The organism is Streptococcus sp. A11 (assembly GCF_043674225.1).
Classification (GTDB): domain Bacteria; phylum Bacillota; class Bacilli; order Lactobacillales; family Streptococcaceae; genus Streptococcus; species Streptococcus suis_V.
This window is the reverse complement of sequence record NZ_JBIMJS010000001.1, coordinates 163,413-182,240: the sequence shown is the minus strand read 5'-3', so window position 1 is coordinate 182,240 and position 18,828 is coordinate 163,413. Positions and strand designations below refer to the sequence as shown.

General features: G+C 46.5%; 17 protein-coding genes. 16 read left to right on the top strand and 1 reads right to left on the bottom strand.

What is annotated here, in order from left to right; all coding sequences use genetic code 11:
- Nucleotides 1–124: 124 nt before the first annotated feature.
- The 7 genes from tehB (at nt 125) to phaC (ending at nt 8,655) form a co-directional block, all read left to right on the top strand.
- Nucleotides 125–985, top strand: coding sequence for an SAM-dependent methyltransferase TehB (gene tehB / locus ACHBIF_RS00835; protein ID WP_394718004.1), 861 nt, complete (start codon nt 125–127; stop codon nt 983–985).
- A gap of 92 nt (nt 986–1,077) precedes the next feature.
- Entirely contained in the window at nt 1,078–1,824 is a 747-nt protein-coding gene (locus tag ACHBIF_RS00830; protein ID WP_394718002.1) for a lysophospholipid acyltransferase family protein, read from the top strand.
- Nucleotides 1,825–1,896: 72 nt separating this feature from the next.
- On the top strand, nt 1,897–2,565 hold the full coding sequence (locus tag ACHBIF_RS00825) for a helix-hairpin-helix domain-containing protein (RefSeq protein WP_105110515.1): 669 nt from the start codon (nt 1,897–1,899) through the stop codon (nt 2,563–2,565).
- Nucleotides 2,552–4,783, top strand: a complete 2,232-nt coding sequence (locus ACHBIF_RS00820; RefSeq protein WP_394717999.1) for a DNA internalization-related competence protein ComEC/Rec2 — start codon at nt 2,552–2,554, stop codon at nt 4,781–4,783. Before ACHBIF_RS00825 ends, ACHBIF_RS00820 begins: the two co-directional genes overlap by 14 nt.
- Before the next feature lie 105 nt (nt 4,784–4,888).
- On the top strand, nt 4,889–5,845 hold the full coding sequence (locus ACHBIF_RS00815) for a DNA/RNA non-specific endonuclease (RefSeq protein ID WP_394717997.1): 957 nt from the start codon (nt 4,889–4,891) through the stop codon (nt 5,843–5,845).
- A gap of 433 nt (nt 5,846–6,278) precedes the next feature.
- The gene (locus ACHBIF_RS00810; protein WP_105110512.1) at nt 6,279–7,565 is read left to right on the top strand and encodes a poly(R)-hydroxyalkanoic acid synthase subunit PhaE; all 1,287 of its coding nucleotides are present in this window, start codon (nt 6,279–6,281) and stop codon (nt 7,563–7,565) included.
- A gap of 19 nt (nt 7,566–7,584) precedes the next feature.
- Nucleotides 7,585–8,655 carry a class III poly(R)-hydroxyalkanoic acid synthase subunit PhaC gene (gene phaC / locus ACHBIF_RS00805; protein ID WP_105110511.1) on the top strand — a complete coding sequence of 357 codons (1,071 nt, stop codon included), beginning with the start codon at nt 7,585–7,587 and terminating at the stop codon, nt 8,653–8,655.
- Between the two features lie 65 nt (nt 8,656–8,720).
- Here phaC and ACHBIF_RS00800 read toward each other — a convergent pair whose 3' ends face one another.
- The gene (locus ACHBIF_RS00800) at nt 8,721–9,611 is read right to left on the bottom strand and encodes an alpha/beta fold hydrolase (RefSeq protein WP_394717995.1); all 891 of its coding nucleotides are present in this window, start codon (nt 9,609–9,611) and stop codon (nt 8,721–8,723) included.
- A 193-nt stretch (nt 9,612–9,804) separates the two neighbouring features.
- Between ACHBIF_RS00800 and ACHBIF_RS00795 the strand changes: the two genes are divergently transcribed.
- From ACHBIF_RS00795 to ACHBIF_RS00755, 9 genes are all read left to right on the top strand, one after another.
- On the top strand, nt 9,805–10,206 hold the full coding sequence (locus ACHBIF_RS00795) for a MaoC family dehydratase (protein WP_394717993.1): 402 nt from the start codon (nt 9,805–9,807) through the stop codon (nt 10,204–10,206).
- 126 nt (nt 10,207–10,332) lie between these two features.
- Nucleotides 10,333–11,262, top strand: a complete 930-nt coding sequence (locus tag ACHBIF_RS00790) for a nitronate monooxygenase (protein WP_105161164.1) — start codon at nt 10,333–10,335, stop codon at nt 11,260–11,262.
- 281 nt (nt 11,263–11,543) lie between these two features.
- A complete protein-coding gene (locus ACHBIF_RS00785; protein ID WP_105122330.1) occupies nt 11,544–12,749 on the top strand; it encodes an acyl-CoA dehydrogenase family protein in 1,206 nt (401 codons plus the stop codon).
- A 184-nt stretch (nt 12,750–12,933) separates the two neighbouring features.
- A complete protein-coding gene (locus tag ACHBIF_RS00780; RefSeq protein ID WP_105122331.1) occupies nt 12,934–13,782 on the top strand; it encodes a 3-hydroxybutyryl-CoA dehydrogenase in 849 nt (282 codons plus the stop codon).
- Nucleotides 13,783–13,796: 14 nt separating this feature from the next.
- Complete coding sequence (locus tag ACHBIF_RS00775; RefSeq protein WP_172059306.1) at nt 13,797–14,975, top strand: acetyl-CoA C-acyltransferase; 1,179 nt, start codon at nt 13,797–13,799, stop codon at nt 14,973–14,975.
- A 169-nt stretch (nt 14,976–15,144) separates the two neighbouring features.
- Nucleotides 15,145–16,341: an MFS transporter gene (locus ACHBIF_RS00770; RefSeq protein WP_172010144.1), complete on the top strand. Its 1,197-nt coding sequence runs from the start codon at nt 15,145–15,147 to the stop codon at nt 16,339–16,341.
- Between the two features lie 267 nt (nt 16,342–16,608).
- Nucleotides 16,609–17,388, top strand: a complete 780-nt coding sequence (locus ACHBIF_RS00765; protein WP_105110503.1) for an enoyl-CoA hydratase/isomerase family protein — start codon at nt 16,609–16,611, stop codon at nt 17,386–17,388.
- Nucleotides 17,389–17,411: 23 nt separating this feature from the next.
- The gene (locus ACHBIF_RS00760) at nt 17,412–18,134 is read left to right on the top strand and encodes a CoA transferase subunit A (protein WP_105110502.1); all 723 of its coding nucleotides are present in this window, start codon (nt 17,412–17,414) and stop codon (nt 18,132–18,134) included.
- A 4-nt stretch (nt 18,135–18,138) separates the two neighbouring features.
- The gene (locus ACHBIF_RS00755) at nt 18,139–18,792 is read left to right on the top strand and encodes a 3-oxoacid CoA-transferase subunit B (protein ID WP_394717988.1); all 654 of its coding nucleotides are present in this window, start codon (nt 18,139–18,141) and stop codon (nt 18,790–18,792) included.
- Nucleotides 18,793–18,828: the final 36 nt, after the last annotated feature.

The window sequence follows — 18,828 nt, the reverse complement described above, 5'->3', positions numbered from 1 at the left end:
TATATAATATATTATACACCTTGGAGTCAACTCCAAGTCAAGTAAAAATATAGATTTGAAGGAAAGATTTCTTTGTGGTAGACTAGAAACACCTTTAAAGATTTGTAGACGAAAAGGAGAGATGATGACTGTTTTGGTTCCTTACAAACGCATGCCCATTTGGAATCAGGAGACGGTTCCCCAGCATTTTTTAACCAAGCACAATACCAAGGTAGGTACTTGGGCAAAAATCAAGGTTTTGAAAGGGCAACTCAAATTTGAGCTGATTTCAGATCATAATGAAATGTTGGGAGAATTTGTCTATGGTCCAACAGATGAGATTCCTTTTGTTGAGCCACAGGCTTGGCATCGGGTGACCTTGTTGACAGAAGATACGGAGTTTTTCTTGGAATTTTTCTGTCAACCAGAAGACTATTTTGCCAAAAAGTACGACTACACGCGGACGCATTCGGAGGTCTTGGAGGCCTTGAATACTATCAAACCTTGTAATGTATTGGATTTGGGCTGCGGCCGTGGTAGGAACAGTCTTTACTTGGCCAAGCAGGGTTTTGAGGTGACGGCAGTTGATAAGCATGTTCCGAGCATTCAGACACTCTTGCAGGTCAAGGAAGCGGAGGATTTGGATTTACAGGCTGGGATTTACGATATCAACTCAGCTAGTTTGGAGCAGGACTACGACTGGATAATCTCAACTGTGGTCTTCATGTTTTTGGAGCGGGATCGGGTGCCAGCCATTATCCGCAATATGCAGGAGCAGACACGACCTGGTGGCTATAACTTGATTGTAGCAGCCATGGATACGGAAGATGCACCTTGTCCTATGAATTTCTCCTTTACCTTTGGAGAAGGGGAGTTGAAGGAATACTACCGTGACTGGGACTTGGTCAAGTACAACGAAGACTTTGGACAGCTCCACAAGCGGGATGAGAATGGAAATTTCCTCAAGATGCGCTTTGCGACCATGTTGGCAAGAAAAAAGTCGTGATATCGTATTTTGATTAGAACCAAGTTTACCAGAGAAAAGGCAGCACCATTTTTCAAACTATGCTATAATAGAAGGGATAAAAAGGAGAATCTATGTTTTACGCTTATTTACGAACATTACTATCATTTTTACTCTGGGCTGTCAATGGTAATATTCACTACCATGATAAGGAAAATATCCTGCCCAAGGAAGAGAATTATATTCTGATTGCTCCTCACAAGACCTTCTGGGACCCTGTTTTCATGGGCTATGCGGCGGCACCAAAGCAATTTATCTTTATGGCCAAAAAGGAACTCTTCAAGGACCGTGGCTTTGGTTGGTGGATTCGCATGTGTGGAGCCTTTCCTATTGACCGTGAAAATCCTAGTATGTCGGCTATTAAGTACCCTGTCAATATGCTCAAGAAAAGCGACCGTTCGCTAGTCATGTTTCCATCTGGTAGCCGTCATTCATCTGAGCTCAAGGGAGGGGTGGCTGTGATTGCTAAGTCTGCCAAGGTCAAGCTCATGCCTGCGACCTATGTCGGTCCTCTGACCCTCAAGGGCTTGTTGGCTGGTGAGCGGATTGATGTGGCTTTTGGCAATCCAATTGATATTTTAGACATCAAGCGCATGGACGATGCAGGAACAGCTGAGGTAACAGGCCGTATCGAAAAGGAATTCAAGCGTCTGGACGACTACGCTGGCTCCTTCCAAACCAAGAAAAAACCAAATGTCTTGACCTATATCTACCGTATTCCGATACTTTTGCTGGTGGCCTTGATTTTGGGACTGACCTATGTATTTAGCTACCTGGCTAGTTTCGTCTGGAATCCATCGGTTGAATTGGACAAGAAATAAGGAGATAAAAAACTCGCAAATTTTGTGAGTTTTTTCTGTTCTTTTACGCACTTACTAGTTGGAGGTAGTAAAATGAACAATATCCATTCTTATATCGAAATATTGAAAAACTATAAGTGGCAGATTGGTCTGCCGGCTGCGGCAGGGGTCATTTTGACCAGCTTTCTGCTCTTTAGCCAACCCGCCAAATCCGTTGATCAAACAGGTCTAGCTGACTTAACCAGGACAGAGCAGACAAGCTCTGCATCGTCTGAGGACCAAACGAAAACAGCATCTAGCTCAATTGAAGTGAGCAGCCAGTTGGTGGTCGATGTCAAGGGAGCGGTGAAAAAGCCGGGGCTCTATACCCTTGAACATGGTAGCCGGGTCAACGATGCCTTGCTGGCTGCGGGTGGATTTTCCCAGGAGGCAGATCAGAAGTCAGTCAATCTGGCTCAGAAGCTGAGCGACGAAGCGGTGGTCTATGTGGCTAGTAAAGGTGAAAATATCTCGGTGGTGGCAAGCAGCAATCCCAGCTCTGCTATGTCCCAAAATCAAGACGACAAGCAAGGTCTAGTCAATCTCAATACGGCGACCGAGGCGGAGCTGCAGACCATTTCAGGCGTTGGGGCCAAGCGGGCGGCGGACATTATCGCCTATCGGGAGGCCAATGGTGGCTTCAAGAGCATCGACGACCTCAATAATGTGTCGGGTATCGGCGACAAGACCCTAGAGAACATCCGGCCTTATGTCACGGTTTAAGCTCCCCTGCCAGCCTATCCACCTGGCCCTTTTAGTCGTCTCACTGTATTTTGTGGTTCATCGCTTTTCGCTTTTGGCAATAGGCCTGCTCAGTTTTCTCTTGGTGGTCTTCTGCTTTCAGCAGGGGCAGAAGGCTTTAGTCAGACTGCTGGCGCTTTTAGGCCTATGTGGTCTCTACTTCGGATTTCAGTTGTATCAATGGACCAGGGCAGACCAGTCAGCCCCTGAGCAGGTGACGACCCTACTGGTCATTCCAGATACCATTGACATCAACGGAGACAGCCTGTCCTTTCGCGGTCGGGCTGACGGGCGAGTTTACCAAGCCTTCTACAAATTGACCAGCCAAGAGGAGCAGGAAGCTTTTCAAAATCTGTCGGACCTGGTTGAGCTGACGGTAGAGGCTGAGGTGAGCCGGCCAGCCGGTCAGCGTAATTTCAATGGTTTTGATTATGCTGCCTATTTGCGGACTCAGGGCATTTATCGGACGGTCAAGGTTGCAGCTATTCATAATGTTGACAAGGTTGTGAGCTGGCATCCTCTGGACTGGCTATCTAGCCTGCGCAGAAAGGCTCTGGTCTATGTGAAAACCAATTTCCCTGCTCCCATGAGCCATTATATGACGGGGCTTTTGTTTGGGGAGTTGGATAGCGATTTTGACCAGATGAGTGAGCTCTATTCCAGTCTGGGCATTATCCACCTCTTTGCCCTGTCTGGTATGCAGGTTGGCTTTTTTGTGGACAAGTTTCGTTGGATTCTCCTGCGGCTGGGTCTGACCAAGGAGACGGTGGACAAGGTTCAAATTCCCTTTTCACTTGTTTATGCTGGTCTGACAGGCTGGTCGGTTTCTGTCGTCCGGTCTTTAGTACAGAAAATTCTGGGCAATTTGGGGTTTCGGAAGTTGGATAACTTTGCGGTGACGGTCTTTGTCTGCCTGCTCATTATGCCACGCTTTTTGCTGACAGCAGGCGGTGTCCTGACCTTTACCTACGCTTTCTTGCTGACAGTTTTTGACTTCGAGGACTTGGGCTGGTTTAAGAAAATTGTGGTGGAAAGTTTGGCTATTTCGGCTGGGATTTTACCTATTCTAATCGGCTATTTTTATTCTTTCCAGCCCCTGTCCATTCTGCTGACCTTTACTTTTTCCTTTGTATTCGATGTCTTGCTCCTACCAGGTCTGTCCTTGATTTTCCTGCTGTCACCCTTGGTCAAAATTACTTGGGTCAATGGATTTTTTGTACTCTTGGAGAAAATCATTGTCTGGGTGGCGGATTTGGGGTTGCGTCCGTGGATTTTTGGCAAGCCATCACCTCTGGTCTTGCTGGTTTTGCTGGTCGGTCTTTTCTTGCTCTATGATTTTCACAGGCGGAAAAAATGGCTGATTGGTCTCAGCATGGTCCTCGCTCTGCTATTTTTCATGACAAAACATCCCCTGGAAAACGAGGTGACCATGGTGGACGTGGGGCAGGGAGATAGCCTTTTCCTGCGGGATTGGCGGGGGCGGACGGTGCTCATTGATGTGGGTGGGCGCGTGGATTTTGCAGCCAAGGAGGCCTGGCAGGAGCGGTCGCGCAAGGCCAATGCAGAGCAGACCTTGATTCCTTACCTTCATAGTCGAGGTGTGGGCAGGATTGACAGTTTGGTCTTGACCCATACCGATGCAGACCATGTGGGCGACCTCTTGGCTGTAGCCAAGGCTGTGGAGATTGGAACTATCTATGTGTCGCCGGGAAGTGTGACCGATGCGGACTTTGTGGAGAAGTTGAGAGCGGTCAATGCGCCTGTCAGAGTGGTGCAGGTTGGAGATAGATTGCCGATTTTTGATTCTCATCTGGAGGTGCTTTATCCCAAGCTCGTAGGTGACGGTGGCAATGATGATTCTATCGTGCTTTACGGCAGGCTCTTGCAGGCCAATTTCCTCTTTACGGGGGATTTGGAGCAGAGTGAGCTGGAGCTGGTGGAGACCTATCCCACTCTGCCGGTCGATATCTTAAAAGCGGGGCATCATGGGTCCAAAGGCTCCTCTTATCCTGAATTTTTGGACCATATCAAGGCCAAGATTGCCCTGGTATCGGCTGGGGAAAATAACCGCTACAAGCACCCTCATCAAGAAACCTTGGAGCGATTTGCACATGAAGATATGCACATTTATCGGACGGACCAGCAGGGAGCAGTGCGGTTTAGAGGTTTGAGTCAGTGGCGGATTGAAACGGTGAAATAAGATGGGCTAAGCAGGCCAAGATGTTTCAGTTTTGTCGTGAATATGAAGCGGTTTCATGATATACTAATGATAGACAGATTTCGTTTATCCTAAGGAGTAGTATGTATGAAACGGCGTATTTTTCGGCTCATCCTTGGCATTCTGACGGTGATTTTCTTTTTCGGCAATGGGCCTGCAACCCTGGCCAATCAAGTGGACTATCAGGGCTTGCTATTACTGCCTTTTACAGGTCAGAAGCAGTTGGTTCTTGGAGAATTTGACCATCTCAGGCGTGCGACATTTGCCCATATTCAATTGCAGGATAAGGATGAACCCAAGAAGCAGCGGGAGCCTCGGATAAAATACAATCCTGTAGGCTGGCACAATTACAAACTGACCTATAACAAGGATGGGAAGAAGGCCTATCTCTTCAATCGTGGCCACCTAATCGGCTACCAGTTCAGCGGCTTGACCGACCAGGGTGAAAATTTGGTTCCTCTGACTGCCTGGACCAATAGTGGTCATTACAAAGGGACCAAGGACACCAACATTGAAGGCATGCTTTTTTATGAAAATCGGCTGGATTCTTGGCTGGCAACCCATCCTAACTATTGGTTGGATTATCGGGTGACTCCGATTTATAGAGGCGATGAATTGCTGCCACGCCAGATTGAGCTCCAATACGTAGGCATAGATCAGGCTGGAAATCTACTGGAGATTCAGCTGGGTAGTGAAAAAGAGCTAGTCGATGCCTATGGCATTACGCGGGTTGTTTTGGAGAATTATTCTAAGAATGCGGAGATTGACTACTTGACGGGGACAGCCAAGCCTAGTCTGGTACCAACTGAAACGGCAAGTAGCTCGACGACAGCATCTGCATCCAGCCAGCAAGCGACTGATCCAAGCACGGAAGCAAGTCAGGAATTGGCTCCGGTCGTCTATATTGCCCGTAATGGAAAGGCGGATGTTTATTGGTATTCCAAGGATAATATGCCTAAGAATACCAATTGGTCAAAAGTGATTAGCATGTCGGAGCAAGAAGCTAAGGACCTTGGCAAGCGACATACGAGTAAGGAAGAATGATAACGAATGACGGCAGGCTTGTTGATGATGAGCCTGCTTTTTGTTTGCTCAAACCCAGCAAAATTCAATCTAACCATTCTGAAAGAGGGGGAGACCTCTAGAGAAAATCTTTGGAAATCTCTAGAGGCGAATAGACATCCTAGCTAGGTTTTAACAAAAAACAACCTTATATATGTTTTTGTCGATTAAGAAAACGAACTGATATTCACTCTTTTTGAATTTGACTGAGTATCAAAAGCTAACTGTGAGTGTCGTATTATTTTTATGTATTAGTTGGCCTACTAGTTGCTATAAAAAACTCTAAGTTGCATTTAGAGCATGACAGCTTGAAATTGAAAACTCTCTATAATAAGATAAGAATTGTAGGTAGACTGTCCCACTTGTCTAACCTGACGGTCCAGGAATTGACCGAATTCTTATAAGGAGGAATCTTATGTCCCAATACGATATGATCAATCAGTGGTTTGAGGCTCAAAAGAAAATGGCTGAGCAGTGGCAAAGTCTGATACCAAAACAGGCTGAAGATGGCCCAAAAGGTATGGCAGATATTTTGACCGCCCAGCAGCAATTCTTCACTGACTATCTCAAGTCCTTGAATCCGACCAATGGATTTACCATGCCCTTCCAAACTGGGATGACCAATCCTGCCCTGGATTCTTGGAACAAACTTCAGTCTAGCTGGACAGAACAGATGCAAAAGGCCTATCAAGAAGGACCTCTGGGCAACTACATTTCCCAATTTCCAGATATGAATACCTATTTGGAATTTTACCGCAACCAGTTCAATCCATCCCGTCTCTATGATGCCCTTGATTCGGATTCTTATGCAACCTTGGTCAAGATGATGGATGCCAACAAGCATTTTGTTAGTTTTTATCGCTATTTTGACAACCTTCGTGACCTCTATTCCAAGCCATTTGAAGAAGATGGCAAGGAATGGGTCAACAAGTGGATGTCAGATGGCCAGCAATTTTATGCTGATTTTGTCCAACCCTATATTCCTGCCCAGCTGCGCTCAATCCTAGAAGCGCCTTATCAGCTGACCGGCGCGCTCAAGGATAACTGGTCTCAATTCTTGGGGCCGTGGGCTGAATCCTTCTTTGACCTCAGTCGTCTCTATGTCGAGGGTGCCAATGGAGATCCAGACAAGCTGGCTGGTTTCTTTGACCAGTGGAAGAGCCAGTATGAGCAGACAGTAGCACCGCTCTTGCGCATTCCAGGCATGGGCAACAACACGGAGAAGATTGAAGCTCAGAACGCCTTCATTGACAATAGTATTCAGTTAATCCTAACAAGTGTAGAGTTCCAGCAAAAACTAACCCAAGTAACCAAAAATCGGGCTAAAACTTTAATGGAAGAATTTGCTGAATTGGTTAAAAAGGGTGAGCAACCGCAAACATACAAGGAATTTTATCATCATTGGTCTAATGAAGTAGAAAAAACCTTACAAGAATATTTCTACTCAGATGAATTTTCTCAACTCTTGGCCAAATTTGGTACCGCCAATGCGCAGTTTGTCATTGCCCGCAATAAACTTTTGGAATTAGTCCTTAAAGGCCTGCCGATTGTCCTAGAAAGTGATGCGCGCAGCCTGTATAAAAAGGTTCAAGAGTTGAAACGCGAAGTGACTAAGCTCAAGCGCGAACTCAAGGACATCAAGCAAGGCGCAGAGGCCAAGCCTGCTAAGACCAAGCCCAGCAAGAAAGCTGACAGCAAATAAGTAAGAAGGGAGATGGCCTATGTTTGAGGAATTATTTACCATACCGAAGAAAAATATCCAGGATGCCCTGGAATCCCAACAACGCTTGATTAAGGGCATTGAAACCTTGACCAAGCTGGAACGACCAAAAGGTGGCGTATCGGAAAAAGAAGTCATCTACGCAGAGGATAAGTTGGTCCTCTATCATTTTAAACCAAAAGTAAAACGACCGCTCAAGACGCCGACCCTGATTTCTTATGCCCTGGTCAATAAATACTACATGCTAGACCTGCAGGAGGGCAATAGCTTTGTGGAAGACATGCTCAATGCGGGGGCGGATCTCTATGTCATCGACTGGGGTTATCCGACCAAGGATGACATGTATATCACCATGGAAGACTATATCCAGGGCTATATGCGCAACTGTGTGGAGGCTGTTTTGGACCATTCTGGTGCCGATAAAATCAACTTTTTCGGCATTTGCCAGGGAGCCAATTTTGCGACTATCTTTACAGCCCTCAATCCTGACTTGGTCAAGAATCTGGTGACTGTTGTGGCGCCGATTGATTTCTCTCCGTGTGATAAGTTGCTCTTCCAGTGGGGCAAATATATGGATGCAGACAGTATGGTCGAAGCCTATGGCAACCTGTCTGGAGAAGTCATGAACAACGGATTCTTGCTCTTATCGCCTATCAAATTAACCACCAATAAATATTTGGATTTGATTGATAAATTGGACAATGAAAAAGCCATGACCAATTTCTTGGCCCTGGAAAGCTGGATTTTTGACAGCCCTGCCCAGGCTGGAGCGACCATTCGTCAGTTTACCAATGACATGTACCATGATAATAAGCTGGTCAAGGGCGAGCTCAAAATCGGCGATGAAACGGTCAATCTCAAGAATATCAAGCAGCCATTGCTCAATATCATTGCCAATCGGGATGACCAAGTGCCGACTCTGGCTTCTGAACCATTACCGAAATTAGTTGGCTCAAAAGATACGGAGACTGTCTATTATGATTCCGGCCATATCGGCCTCTTTGTCAGCAAGCGGTCTCGCCAACAAGTAATACCAAAACTCATGGATTTCTATAAAACCCATGATGAGTAAAAAGGGCTGGGCTTAAGCCCAGCTCCTTGTCTATAATGGTGAAAGTTGCCAATGTGGCTTGTTCGCTAGAGGAGATGTTTTCTTAGAATGTCTGCAAGCTGATTAGGTTGGTCTGTCTGGATAGAGTGACCAGCATCCATAACATAGAGCTGGGCCTGTTGCTTCAAGGTCTGATAGGTCAGAAGAGCAGAGTCCATGCGAACAACCTTGTCCTTGTCCCCGTGGATAATGATGACCGGACAGGTGACATCTTGAATCCGGTTGGTTCCGGCGACCAGGCCGTTTGTCCGATTGGTCATATTGAAGGTGAAGAGGTTGATAAAAATGTCAGAGTAGTTTTGCTGCTGGCACATGGCATCCATATAGGCCTGGTAATCCTGCTCAGAAATCGGGTAGAGTTGGTAGAGGGGGTCCATTATTTTCTTGAGGATACGCTGGTCACGGTTTTGTAAGGCTAATTCAACCTTCTGCAGGACGGGATTCCACTTGGCCATGGCCCGATTGGTTTGGATGAGGAGCAGCAGTAGGCCTAATTGAGGTTGATTGATACCGCTAGGAGACAGGTAGCCCTGTATGCCGATGGAGGCGAGGAGAAATACCTGCTCAACGGCTTGTGGTTTTAGCGCAGCCATTTCCAAGGCAACCCCACCGCCTGTGGACCAACCAAGGATAGCATAGCTAGGGATTGCCAGCACATCCATGAGCTCCACCAAGTCCAGAGCCAATTCCTGTAGAGAATGGACAGGCTGCTGGTAGCTGGAATGCCCGAAGCCACGCATGTCTGGAAGAATTAGCTGAAAGTCTCCTTCCAGAGCCTCTGCCAGCTGGTAGAAATGAACCGACGAACTCAGGTTGCCATGCAGGAGAATCAAGGCTGGGCCAGTAGTGCCAGTTCTTGAATAGGCTAGCCGCTCGCCATTTTTCAGTGTATGGTAGTGGATAGGATATGATTTCATATAATAACCCTTTCTTTGACCCCATTATAGTAAAAAATAATAAAAAATCAACTAATACTATTCGAAAATCAAAACCATCCCTTGTCAAGAGCCTTTCAGCCTGTCGCTTTGAAATAAGTTAGTGATAGAGTTCTGCTGGTGGTTAGATTGATTTTCATTGAGGATAAATAAAATGACGAAAAGGAGTAGTACAATGACAAAAGTATTTGAAATTGGGCAGACGGGTCAGTTTGCTAAGACCATTACAGAGACAGATGTGATCCTTTTTGCAGGGATTTCAGGTGATTTGAATCCTGCCCATGTCAACGAAGTTGAGGCTTCACAGGGTATGTTCAAGAAGCGGATTGCCCACGGCATGTTGGGTGCTTCCTTGATTTCAACCGTCTTGGGCATGTATCTGCCTGGTCCTGGCACCATCTATCTGGGGCAGGAGTTGAAATTCCTCAAACCCGTTGGAATCGGGGATACCTTGACTGCGACCGCAACCATTACAGACATTGATGACAAGGGCTGGTTGACCTTGGAGACTATCGTGACCAATCAGGATGGTGTCAAGGTCATAGCTGGTCAGGCCAATGTTATCCCGCCAAAATAGGCTAGTCCAGACACATTACAATTTGTTATGGTTGACATAAGATTTTGTAATAGAAGAAGGATTGAAAAGGGTTTCAATATTTGGTATGATTGTGACAAAGATAACGAAACAGGAGGAATATACAAGATGAATCGTGTTACAGAATTGTTGGGTATCCAGTATCCCGTTTTCCAAGGAGCCATGGCTCAAATTTCTCGTCACCAATTGGTCAGCGCTGTCTCAAACGCTGGCGGTCTGGGTATTCTTGCTTCAGGCGGCATGACGGCAGATGAGGTCCGAGAGGAAATTCGGAAGACCAAGGCCCTGACGGATAAGCCGTTTGCGGTCAATCTGATGTTGATGATGGACAATGTGGCAGAGATTGTGGAAGTCCTGATTGAAGAAGGGGTTAAGGTCGTGACCACAGGTGCAGGTACGCCGAAACCCTATATGCCTCGTCTCAAGGAAGCTGGTATCAAGGTAGTCCCAGTTATTCCAAGTGTCAAGCTGGCCCTCAAAATGCAGGAATTGGGCTGTGATGCTGTAGTGGCTGAAGGGATGGAATCTGGTGGTCACATCGGCGAAACGGCCTCCATGCCCCTGACGAGACAGGTGGCTGCTGCTCTAGATATTCCTGTGATTTGTGCAGGTGGTGTGGCAGATGGCCATGGTGTGGTCGCAGCCTTTGCCCTGGGAGCAGAAGGGGTGCAGATGGGGACCGTATTCCTCGCGGCAGAAGAATGCCCGATACCAGATAGCTACAAGCAGGCCGTGCTGGATGCGGTAGACACCTCAACTGTCGTGACTGGTCGCAAATTTAAGGCGCCGGTGCGCTGTATCCGCAATGCTATGACAGACAAATATCTGGAAATCGAGGCTCAGGCTACTTCCCGTCATGATCTGGAAGAAATCACCATGGGGGCTCTTGCCAAGGCGGTCAAGGATGGAGATGCTGAAAACGGCTCTCTCATGGCTGGACAAATTGCTGGTCTGGTCAATGACATCAAGCCTGCCAAGGCCATTATCGAGACAATCTTTACAGAAGCAGAGCATGTCTTGAAGAAACTCCACCTCTAATTTTTAATACACTACCAATTTCCTCTTTGGCAGGCTGGATTCAGAATCCGGTCTGCTTTTTTCTTCACAAACTTTCTGTTCTTCCTATTTTTATACTTTCCAAAGTTAGGAATGGTAAGGATTCTTGTGTTTTCCTACTTTGTGAAATTCTATAATCTTCACTTATAGTCGTATTAATTTTTATTAAGTAGATTTTTATGTAATTTCGTTATATTATAATGTTGTCAACAAAATGTAAACGCTTTACAAAAAGCAAAAAATACAAAAAGGAGTCTATTACCATGTCAGTTAAAGAATTAGCTAGAGAGTTGTACCCAGAAGATTTGTTCGGTTATGCCGAAAAATTGACGGAGGGTGAACTGAAAGTCTTGAAACACTTGCGCCAAGAATTAGAAGCACGTGTTCGTCCAGTCTTGATTGACAGCTATGAAAAAGCCCTGCTTCCACGTGAAGAAATCCTGGGAGCATTTGCAGCAGCCAAAATTATGACTCACCCAGATTTATTCGTTGGTCGCGAAGGATCTTGGAAGGCTGGTGAGCTTTACAACGCCTTCCTCTACCTGGAAATGGCTCGCTTCGATCCGTCTGTTGCAACCTTCTACACAGTGCATGGCGGACTTGGTTACAATACGATTCTCATTGGTGGTAGCCAGGAGCAGATTGAGCGCTTTGGTACACCAGTTCGTAATTTTGAAGCACAGACCTGTTTCGGTTTGACAGAGCCTGACCATGGTTCTGACATTGCAGGTGGTCTTGCAACAACAGCTGAGCGCAAGGGTGATGTCTGGGTATTGAACGGCGAAAAACGCTGGATTGGTGGTGCTAAGACAGCAGACTTTATTCCAATCTTTGCCCGCGATGTGGAAACCAAGAAAATCAAATGTTTCATGGTGAAACAAGGTAGCCCAGGTCTTTCTGTGGAAAACGTGGAGCACAAGATTTCCCTCCGTATCGTAAACAATGGTCACATTACACTCAAAGATGTGGAAGTTCCTGAAGCAGACCGTCTTGTCAATATCAACGGCTATGGTGATGTAGCGAAAATCTTCGTTCGCACACGCGCAGACGTTGCTTACATTGCCATGGGTACAGCGGCTGGTGCCTTCAATGCAGCCCTTCGCTTGACAACAACTCGTGAACAATTCGGCCGCAAACTCGGTGGCTTCCAATTGGTACAGGAAAAATTGGCTCGTATGCAGGCAAATGTGCAGGCAGCCATTGCTTACTCCGCACGCATTGCCGAAATCCAAGAATCTGGCACAGAAGAAATGCTCAACTCTTCACTGGCTAAGCTCCACAACTCTCTCCGCATGAGAGAAACAGTAGCCCTGGCTCGTGAAGTCTGCGGCGGTAACGGTATTACCTACGAAACAGAAGTTGCTCGCTTCTTCACAGATGCGGAAGCTATTTACACCTATGAAGGAACACACGAAATCAATGCCATGATTGTGGCGCGTGAATTGACTGGAATCGGTGCCTTCGTCTAAAACTCACTGAAAATCCATCTCTCGGCTCAAGGCGACAGGCCGCAAACCTCCACTGGAGATTTTCGCTGGTCAAGGCTTTTGAAAAGAGAAATGATTTTCTAAGAGTAAGCAATTCATCTGGGAGTGGGGAATCTCCTGCTCCCAGGATATTGGCTCTAGGGCGAAAGGAAAGGAAAAAAGTATAATGGAAATTAAAAATGTTATGGTCATTGGGTCTGGTCAAATGGGCAGCGGGATTGCTCAAGTTTTTGCCCAATCAGGCTTCACTGTCTATCTCAATGATATTAAATTAGAATTTGTTGAACGTGGTCTAGCAGGTATTAAGAAACAATTTGATCGTGCTGTTGGAAAAGAAAAAATGACTCAGGAAGAAGCAGATGCAGCAATGGCACGACTGATTCCTTCAACAGACTATCAAGATGCGAAACATGTGCAACTTGTCGTTGAAGCAGCGACTGAAAACCGCGATATCAAGCTGAGCATCTTTAAGCAATTAAACGAGATTACAGCTCCAGAAACCATCCTGGCATCCAATACCTCCTCCCTGTCTGTGACCGATATTGCTGCTGCTTCAGGTCGTCCGGATAAGGTGCTAGGTATGCACTTCTTTAACCCAGCTCCTCTTATGAAATTGGTCGAAGTTATTCGAGCCATTCAAACCTCTCCAGAAACAGCTGCTGCGGTAGAAGAAGTCACTGCAAAAATCAATAAAACAGCGGTGCGCGTGGCGGATTCCTATGGTTTTGTGGTCAACCGTATCCTGATTCCAATGATCAACGAAGCAATCTTTGTCTTGGGAGAAGGCGTTGCCAGTGCAGAAGAAATTGACACAGCCATGAAATTGGGTGCCAACCATCCGATTGGCCCATTAGCTCTAGCTGATTTAATTGGCCTCGATGTTGTTTTGGCTATTATGAATGTCTTGAGCAATGGCTTCGCGGATCCAAAATACCGTCCAGCTCCACTTCTTAAAAAAATGGTGGAATCTGGTAAACTTGGTCGTAAGACTGGTCAAGGATTCTTTACGTATTAGGAAGGGAGAAAGAGATGAGAGAAGCAGTAATTGTAGCAGCTGTTCGAACACCAATTGGCAGTTACGGTGGAAGTTTAAAAGATATATCTGCTGTTGATTTGGGAGTAACTGCTGTCAAAGGCGCACTCGAAAAAATTAACCTTGATCCTACTTTGGTGGATGAAGTGATTTTTGGTAATGTACTTGGTGCAGGTCTTGGACAAAACGTCGCACGTCAAGTTAGTATCAAATCTGGCTTGCCTGTAACGACTCCTTCCTTCACCATTAATAAAGTTTGCGGATCTGGTCTGAAAACCATCAGCCTAGCAGCCCAAGCTATCCTTTTGGGAGATGCAGATGTTGTCATTGCAGGTGGTACGGAAAATATGAGCCAGGCGCCGTATGTTATTCAAAATCAGCGCTGGGGTTCCCGCATGGGCGACAGCAAAGTGATTGATACCATGCTAAAAGATGGACTGACGGATGCCTTTGAGCCAATGCACATGGGTATCACAGCAGAAAATGTCGCAGCCAAGTACAATATTACCCGTGAAGATCAGGATAGCTTTGCGGTTCGTTCCCAGGAAAAGGCTGTCGCTGCTATCAAGGAAGGTAAATTCAAAGACGAAATCGTACCAGTCCTGATTCCGCAACGTAAGGGCGATCCACTCGTCTTTGACACAGACGAATATCCACGTGAAAATGCCAGCATGGAAGGCATGGCTAAATTGCGCCCAGCCTTCAAGAAAGACGGTACTGTTACTGCCGGAAATGCCTCTGGTATCAATGACGGAGCAGCGGCTATCATTATGATGAGCAGTGAAAAAGCTGCACAATTGGGTCTGCCAGTCCTTGCTACTATCAAATCTTATGCAAGTGCAGGTCTAGATCCAACTATTATGGGTTGCGGTCCTATCTACGCATCCCGTAAGGCCCTGGATAAGGCAGGCTTGTCTGTCAGTGACCTAGATTTGGTTGAAGCCAACGAAGCCTTTGCGTCCCAAGCTTGCGCAGTCAATCGCGAACTAGGACTCAATCCAGATATTGTCAATGTAAACGGTGGTGCCATTGCCCTCGGTCACCCAATCGGAGCGTCAGGCGCCCGTATCTTTGTCACCCTTCTACATGAAATGCAAAAACGTGATGCCAAATGCGGTTTAGCAACTCTCTGTATCGGTGGTGGTATGGGGATAGCCGTTATCGTGAGCAGATAGTACTCTTCGAAAATCAAACGCAGACGTTGTTGACTCGACTTGATGTGTGAAAAGCTCTGGGTGTGCTTTTCAGCCTGTCGTCATAAAACCATAAGCGTCAGAGTTCTCCGCGTCTTCCTGATTTTCATTGAGTAACTTTCACCATTTGTAGATTATGTGAGGAAAGATTATGAAAAAAACACCAAATCGTTGGGTCATTTTGGCGGCGGCCATCTTGACCAACCTCTCCTTGGGAGCGGGCTATGCCTGGTCCGTTTTCCAAAAAGCTCTCTTGGAAGCCAATGCCGACCAAGGATGGGTACAGGCCCAGACCTCACTGGCCTTTAGTATCTCCTTTGCCATGGTTCCGGTCGGAATGATTATTTTCGGCCCCAAGGTTGATGCCCTCGGTCCTAAGAAATTTGTATTCTTAGGTGGTATCCTCTTTGGTCTAGGCATGTTTGCCACAGGCTTTGCAACCAGCTTGTCGATTCTCTATCTGACCTACGGTGTCATCCTGGGTCTAGGTATCGGGTCTGCCTATGGTGCAGCCACTTCGGTCGCTTCCAAATGGTTCCCTGATAAAAAAGGTCTGGCTGGTGGTTTGACAGCGGCAGGCTTTGGTCTTGGTCCCCTGATTATTGGGCCAGTTGCTAAAGGCATGATTGGCGCCATGGGTGTTTACCGGACCTTCAATGTACTGGGTATTGCCCTCTTGGTGGTCATCTGTGCGTCTTCTCTGGTCATGGAAAAGGCTCCAGCAGCTGCTCCGACACCAGGTGCTGCAGCTCCGACTGGTAAGACCCATAAGGAAATGTTGCGTGAAGGCAATTTCTGGCTACTCTGGTTGATTTACATCCTCGGTGCGACCGGCGGTATGATGATTATCGGTGGTGCCGCATCCATCTCTGACCAATACAAGCTGGTCAGTGAAGCGACATTCTTTGTCATGCTGGTTTCCATCGCCAATACCTTTGGCCGGATTTTCTGGGGAGCAGTGTCTGATAAGATTGGTCGCTACCCGACCGTTGTTGCCATGTTTGCCGCAGTAGCAGGAGGGCTCTTCCTGACAGCGACCTTTAAAGGTGAAGGCAGTGTCCTGGCTATCATCGGTGTCATGCTGGTTGCCTTGTCCTTCGGTGGTTTCCTCGGTTCCTTCCCAGGTATCACTGCTGATAACTGGGGTGTGGCCAATGTAGGTACCAACTACGGCTGGATGTTTACGGCTTACGGTGTTGCTGCTATTGCAGGACCACAGCTGGGTGCTCGTCTGGCTCAAGCCAACAATGGAGACTACTCTATGGCCTTCTATATCGTCATCGGCATGGCCGTGGTCGGAATCTTGCTCCAGCTTTACTACATTGCTAAATCTAAAAAAGCTTCCTAACCTCTAGTGCCCGGAGAAATCTGGGTGCTTTTTTACTTTCTGGGAAAGCGTTCTTGATTACTTTTGATGGTTGAACAACCTCAATAAATAAGTTGGTTTTCGCACAATTTCTATAAGCCCACCTAATACGACTATTAAAATTTCTTAAGTAGACGAATATGTAAATAGTTGATAAACTAATAATGTAAGCGTTTTACATTTTGTCAATCGATTGGTTGCATTGTTGACCCTAGGTGACCGATCACATTACACATTAGGAGAATGTTTATGAACAAAACTGTATTGTTGGACGTCAAAGATGGCATCGGCTATATCACTATCAATCGTCCAGAAGCATTGAATGCCCTCAGCTCACAAGTCTTGAAAGACTTGAATGAAGTATTGGATGTAGTGGAAACCAGTACAGAAATTGGTGTAGTCATCGTCACAGGTGCAGGTGAGAAATCATTTGTAGCCGGCGCAGACATCAAGGAAATGGATAAGATGACGCCGACACAAGCCTTCGAATACATGACCTATGCCAATGATACTTTCTCCAGACTAGAACATCTTCGCCAGCCATCCATTGCAGCAATTAACGGATATGCTTTGGGAGGTGGTATGGAATTGGCTCTGTCAACAGACATTCGTCTGGGCCATGAGAAAGTGTTGTTGGGCTTCCCTGAAGTGACACTTGGAATTATACCAGGATTTGCAGGAACCCAACGGATGCCACGCCTCATCGGCATCAGCAAGGCCAAGGAACTCATTTTCACGGCTCGAAATGTAAAAGGACCAGAAGCAGTCGAACTCGGCATACTCAATCGCCTGGTCCCAGCAGAGGAATTGATGCAGGAAGCTGAAAATCTAGCAAAATCTATTTTGAAGAATGCTCCGTTGGCTGTCGAAAAAGCCAAACATGTCATCAGCGTGGGAACAGAATTACCACTGCAAAGTGCTATCCGCTTGGAAACAGAAGCAGAAGCACTCCTCTTCTCAACAGAGGATAAAAAAGAAGGCATGGGCGCTTTTGTTGAAAAACGAAAAGCAGTCTTTACACGGAAATAAGTAGCTTTGACGAGGAGAAAAAAATGGCAAAAATTGTAACGCTCAAAGAAGCAGTATCGCTGGTACAACCGGGACACATCGTGGGAATCTCAGGCTTCCTCGGTGTCGGTGAACCCTTTGAATTGATTGATGGCTTGGTGGAACAAGGCACAAAAAACCTGACTCTGACATCTGTCGTAACCTCCCATCCTGGTAAGGAAGTCGGAGTAGGTCGCCTCTGCGAAAACCACCAAGTATCCAAATACATAGCAGCCCACGTCGGAACCTCACCAGGTGCCCAAAAAGCCTACTTCAGCGGTGAGATGGAAGTTGAATTCACACCGATGGGCACAGTGGTTGAACGCCTCCACGCTGCAGGTGCAGGTCTAGGTGCCGTATTGACACCGACAGGCGTTGGAACCATCCTAGAAGAAAAACAAGAAAAAGTTGTCCGCAACGGCCGTGAGTACCTAGTCTATGATCCATTGAAAATTGACGTAGCCTTAATCAAGGCCAGCAAGGCAGACAAGTACGGAAACCTTTACATCGAAGGAACCACTAAAAACATTTCATTGCAACTGGCCCTGGCTGCCGACACAGTCATCGTTGAGACCAATGAAGTGGTAGAAATCGGAGAAATCAAGCCGGATGATGTCTATATTCCTGGTATTTTAGTAGATTATGTCGTCCAAGGTTTGACAGCACAAGAACACCATGAAATGATGGGTGCTCTCTGGACAGAAACGAAGAAACTAGCAGGGGTGTAAAAATATGAAAGCAAAAGAAGTTATTGCACGTCGTGTCGCTTTAGAATTCCATGACGGAGACGTTGTCAACCTGGGATTCGGTATTCCAAACGCATCTGCTGACTATATCCCAGCTGGAGTGAGCGTTATCCTCCAAGCTGAAAATGGAGCCCTTCGTTTCGGTGAAACCCCAGGCAAGGATAACTACCATCCAAATATTGCCAACTCAGGTGGTGCTCCCATCACCCTTATGCCAGGTGCTTCAACATTTGACATTCAAACCTCATTTGCAATTATTCGGGGTGGACATGTGGATGCTACAGTCCTAGGTGCTCTTGAAGTGAGTCAAGATGCAAGTATTGCTAACTGGATTATCCCTGGAAAATTTGCTCCAGGTATGGGTGGAGCGATGGATTTGCTTGTTGGTGCGAAACGGGTTATTGTAGCCCTTCAACACGTTGACAAACATGGTGAATCCAAAGTCTTGAAAGAATGTACCTTACCTCTTTCTGCCAAAGGAGTGGTATCCATGGTCATCACCGAATTAGCCGTATTTGAATTCCAAGATGGCAAATACCTGCTCAAGGAAGTAGCTCCTGGAGTGACGGTAGAAGAAGTCCTAGAAAAAACAGCAGGTGACGTGGTCGTTGCTGACAATGTCATCACCATGCCAATCTAGGAAAGCATTTCCGCAAACCTGACTTTACTAGCTACA